Raw genomic sequence first — 4187 nt, 5'->3', positions numbered from 1 at the left:
GAAGAAGGCACCACCACTGGCCCGTTGATCGACGAAAAAGCCGTGGCCAAGGTTCAAGAACACATTGCTGACGCGATCAGCAAAGGCGCGACCGTTCTGGCAGGTGGCAAGGTCATGGAAGGCAATTTCTTTGAGCCGACCATTCTGACCAACGTGCCAAAGAACGCTGCCGTGGCCAAGGAAGAAACCTTCGGTCCATTGGCGCCGCTGTTCCGCTTCAAAGACGAAGCCGAAGTGATCGCGATGTCCAACGACACCGAGTTCGGTCTGGCCTCGTACTTCTATGCTCGCGACCTGGGTCGTGTGTTCCGTGTAGCTGAAGCCCTGGAGTACGGCATGGTTGGCGTCAACACCGGGTTGATCTCCAACGAAGTCGCGCCGTTCGGCGGCATCAAGGCCTCGGGCCTGGGCCGTGAAGGCTCCAAGTACGGCATCGAAGATTATCTGGAAATCAAATACCTCTGCCTGGGCATCTAAGCCCAGCAAGGCATTGCTTTAAACGCAAAGGGCACGAGAGCGCTGTCCCTTTGCGCGCTTCAAACGGAATTTTCTCTGTGGTTGGGAAAGCTGTGGCAGTCGATCATCGCATGCTGCCGTAGTTGCCTCCCCGCCGCATTTTCCTTGAACCACGCCGCCCGATGAGCGGTGAATGAGGACTTTATGAGCAAGACTAACGCATCCCTGATGAAACGCCGCGAAGCCGCTGTACCACGCGGTGTTGGCCAGATTCACCCGATCTTCGCCGAGTCCGCGAAGAACGCCACCGTGACCGACGTTGAAGGTCGCGAGTTCATCGACTTCGCCGGCGGTATTGCCGTGCTGAACACCGGTCACGTGCATCCGAAAATCATCGCTGCTGTGACCGAGCAGCTGAACAAGCTGACCCATACTTGCTTCCAAGTACTGGCTTACGAACCGTACGTAGAAGTGTGCGAAAAAATCAACGCCAAGGTGCCAGGTGATTTCGCCAAGAAAACCCTGTTGGTCACCACCGGTTCCGAAGCGGTAGAAAACGCCGTGAAAATCGCCCGTGCCGCCACTGGCCGCGCTGGGGTGATCGCTTTCACTGGCGCTTACCACGGTCGCACCATGATGACCTTGGGCCTGACCGGTAAAGTCGTGCCTTACTCGGCTGGCATGGGCCTGATGCCAGGCGGCGTGTTCCGCGCGCTGTACCCGAACGAACTGCACGGTGTGAGCGTCGATGACTCGATCGCCAGCATTGAACGCATCTTCAAGAACGACGCCGAGCCGCGTGACATTGCTGCCATCATCATCGAGCCGGTTCAGGGCGAAGGTGGTTTCTACGTCGCGCCTAAAGAGTTCATGAAGCGTCTGCGCGCCCTGTGCGACCAGCACGGCATCCTGTTGATCGCTGACGAAGTGCAAACCGGCGCTGGCCGTACCGGCACCTTCTTCGCCATGGAACAGATGGGCGTTGCTGCCGACCTGACCACGTTCGCCAAATCCATCGCTGGCGGCTTCCCGCTGGCCGGTGTGTGCGGCAAGGCTGAATACATGGACGCCATTGCTCCAGGCGGCCTGGGCGGCACTTACGCCGGTAGCCCGATCGCATGCGCCGCGGCCCTGGCCGTAATGGAAGTGTTCGAAGAAGAACACCTCCTGGACCGCTGCAAGGCCGTCGGTGAGCGTCTGGTCACTGGTCTGAAGGCTATCCAGGCCAAATACCCAGTGATTGGCGAAGTCCGTGCCCTGGGCGCGATGATCGCTGTCGAGCTGTTCGAAAACGGCGACAGCCACAAGCCAAACGCTGCTGCGGTAGCGTCGGTGGTGGCCAAGGCGCGCGATAAGGGCTTGATCCTGCTGTCTTGCGGCACTTACGGCAACGTTCTGCGCGTCCTGGTACCGCTGACTTCGCCGGACGAGCAACTGGACCAAGGTCTGGCGATCATCGAAGAGTGTTTCTCCGAGCTCTGATTGATTTGTGAGCTGATCGACAAAAAACCCGCTTCGGCGGGTTTTTTTACGCCTCATGAAACATGATTGAGGCCAATTGTTCTGTATCGATTCGCCAGTGTTGGCTGAGGTTCAAGCATTGCGAGGGAGCGTGCTGCATGACTGTCGTTGATTTACCCGCTACACCGAGAGTGCTGATTGCCGAGGCGGACCCTTGGTCCCGAGACTTGCTCAAGCAAGTGTTATTGAATGTGCGATGCGATGCGCGGCTGGACTTGTGCGCCGATGGCCAGCAGGCAATAGACAGGCTGGCGGAGACTCCTTACGACTTGGCGATCGTAGACTGGGAGTTGCCCGGTGTCGATGGCTTGAATGTTTTGCGCAATGTGCGCCAACGCAGGCGCAATCCGCCGATGCCGTTCATTCTGATGAGCAGTCGCAACGACAGTGCCAGCGTGCGCGAGGCTTTGCCTATGGCGCCCACGGCGTACCTGACCAAACCCCTGAACATGGAAAACCTGACCCGGCGTCTGCAGGGTCTGCTGCTGAACGCGGGCGAGGAGGTGTCCTGTGAGGTGCCAACGTTGGCGCCGGGCATGACGTTATCGGTGTATCTGGAACGTCATCGAGAACTGACTGACGGTGCATCGTTAATGACTGACGTGCGGATTGCGGTTCAACGCAGCCTCAATCCCAACGGTCTCGATCTGAAGCGCCTGGAAGACGAAATTCGCACCGATCCGCAAATTACCGCTGTGCTGATCGCCGCCGCGAACAGCGCGGGGCGTCACATTGGCGACCCCGTGCAGACCCTGTCTCAGGCCTTGCATCGTTTGGGCTCCGGGCAAAGCATGAACCTGATTCTGGGGTTGGCGCTCAAGCGCAGTGCCCGGCTTGTAGATCCGATACTGGCGGACTATGCCGAGCGTTATTGGGAGTTGTCGCTGCACACCGCCGAGTACGCCCGCACCCTGGCGCGCTTGCTGGATCTTGAACAAGAGCGCTGTTACTGCGCGGGCATGCTGCATCGTCTTGGCGACCTGGCTTTGCTGCGGTGTTTGCAAGAGTGGAAGCAGGCTGGGGGTGAGCTGGATAAGTGGCAAGAGGTGGGCGATGCGCTCGCAGAGTTCGGTGCAGCCTACGGTTCGGCGTTGCGCACTCGTTGGCGTCTGCCGCTAGAGCTGCGAGAGCTGATTGCGGCGGTCTATCAGCTCGGTGGTGGGGTTTACTCACGTGAAGCGCTGGTGATGAACATGGCGGCGCAATTGGCGCGCCTGACCGAGCACGAGGGGGTTGAAGCGTTGGCGAAAAGCCGGACGGCACGGTTGCTCAAGATCGGCTTGCCTGAGCTCGTGCGATTGCGCAAAAAATAGGCCTGCCGAATACCCTTGTAGGAGTGAGCCTGCTCGCGATAGCGGTGTTTCGGTGAACATCACTTTGACTGTCAGGGCGCTATCGCTTCGCTCCTACAGGGGGGGCAGGTTTTGGGCAATTAAGCGGCGGTGATGCGGTTCTTGCCCTGCCGTTTGGCTTCATACATCGCCGCATCTGCGCGGGCGAACAGGCTGTCGAGGCTTTCGTCTTCGTCGGTGAGACTGGTCAAACCCTGGCTGACGGTGATGCCGAAGGTCTGGCCGTCATGGCTGAAGCTCAATTGCTGAATCTGCCGTTGCAGGCGCTCGGCCACTTGCATGGCCATGTCGGGAGCGCAGCCCGGAAATACCGCCGCGAACTCTTCACCGCCAATCCGGCCAAATACATCACCACGACGTAATGCGCTGCGACCGCTTTCAGCGATCTGTTGCAGCACCGTGTCACCTTGCAGGTGGCCGTAAGTGTCGTTGATCACTTTGAAATCATCGATGTCCAGCAACAGGAACGCCAGTGGCGCGCCTTGTTGGCGTGCCTGTGCAAACTCGCGTTGCGCGCATTCGAAGAAGTGCCGGCGATTGCTGCTTTGAGTCAGCACGTCGGTGGTGGCCAGGCGTTGCAGCTCGGCTTCCGTGCGTTTCTTTTCGGTGATGTCTTCAGCAATACCGACAATGATCACCGGTTGGCCGGGCTCGGCCTGACGGTTGACGAAGCATTTGTCGCTGAGCCAACGCACCTGTCCGTCGGCATTGATGATGCGGTATTCGCGGTCTTCAATCGCGCCTTTGACCAGCACTTCGGCAAGGCTGCGTTCGGCATAGTCCAGATCGTCGGGGTAAATGCTGTCACGCCATTCGTTGTAGTCGGACAGTAAGCTGGCGGTGGTACGACCGAAAATC

At 58.9% G+C, this 4187-nt stretch carries 4 protein-coding genes; 3 read left to right on the top strand and 1 reads right to left on the bottom strand.

Annotated features, from left to right (window positions below):
• The 3 genes from AC1DSG_RS28420 to AC1DSG_RS28410 all read left to right on the top strand — a co-directional run.
• A partial coding sequence (locus tag AC1DSG_RS28420) for an aldehyde dehydrogenase family protein (protein ID WP_477793843.1) occupies positions 1 to 477 on the top strand: 477 nt, incomplete at its 5' end.
• A gap of 183 nt (positions 478 to 660) precedes the next feature.
• Positions 661 to 1938, top strand: a complete 1278-nt coding sequence (gene gabT / locus AC1DSG_RS28415) for a 4-aminobutyrate--2-oxoglutarate transaminase (RefSeq protein ID WP_477793842.1) — start codon at positions 661 to 663, stop codon at positions 1936 to 1938.
• A 137-nt stretch (positions 1939 to 2075) separates the two neighbouring features.
• On the top strand, positions 2076 to 3290 hold the full coding sequence (locus tag AC1DSG_RS28410; RefSeq protein ID WP_477793841.1) for an HDOD domain-containing protein: 1215 nt from the start codon (positions 2076 to 2078) through the stop codon (positions 3288 to 3290).
• A gap of 119 nt (positions 3291 to 3409) precedes the next feature.
• Here AC1DSG_RS28410 and AC1DSG_RS28405 read toward each other — a convergent pair.
• Positions 3410 to 4187: GGDEF domain-containing protein (locus AC1DSG_RS28405; RefSeq protein ID WP_477793840.1), on the bottom strand; the 778-nt coding region annotated here is incomplete at its 5' end.

This window comes from Pseudomonas sp. P5_A12 (assembly GCF_056400685.1).
This window is presented reverse-complemented; position numbering and strand designations above follow the sequence as displayed.

Coding starts and splice junctions, on each gene's coding strand:
- gabT (WP_477793842.1), top strand. CDS start 661: ATGAGCAAGACTAACGCATCCCTGATGAAACGCCGCGAAGCCGCTGTA.
- AC1DSG_RS28410 (WP_477793841.1), top strand. CDS start 2,076: ATGACTGTCGTTGATTTACCCGCTACACCGAGAGTGCTGATTGCCGAG.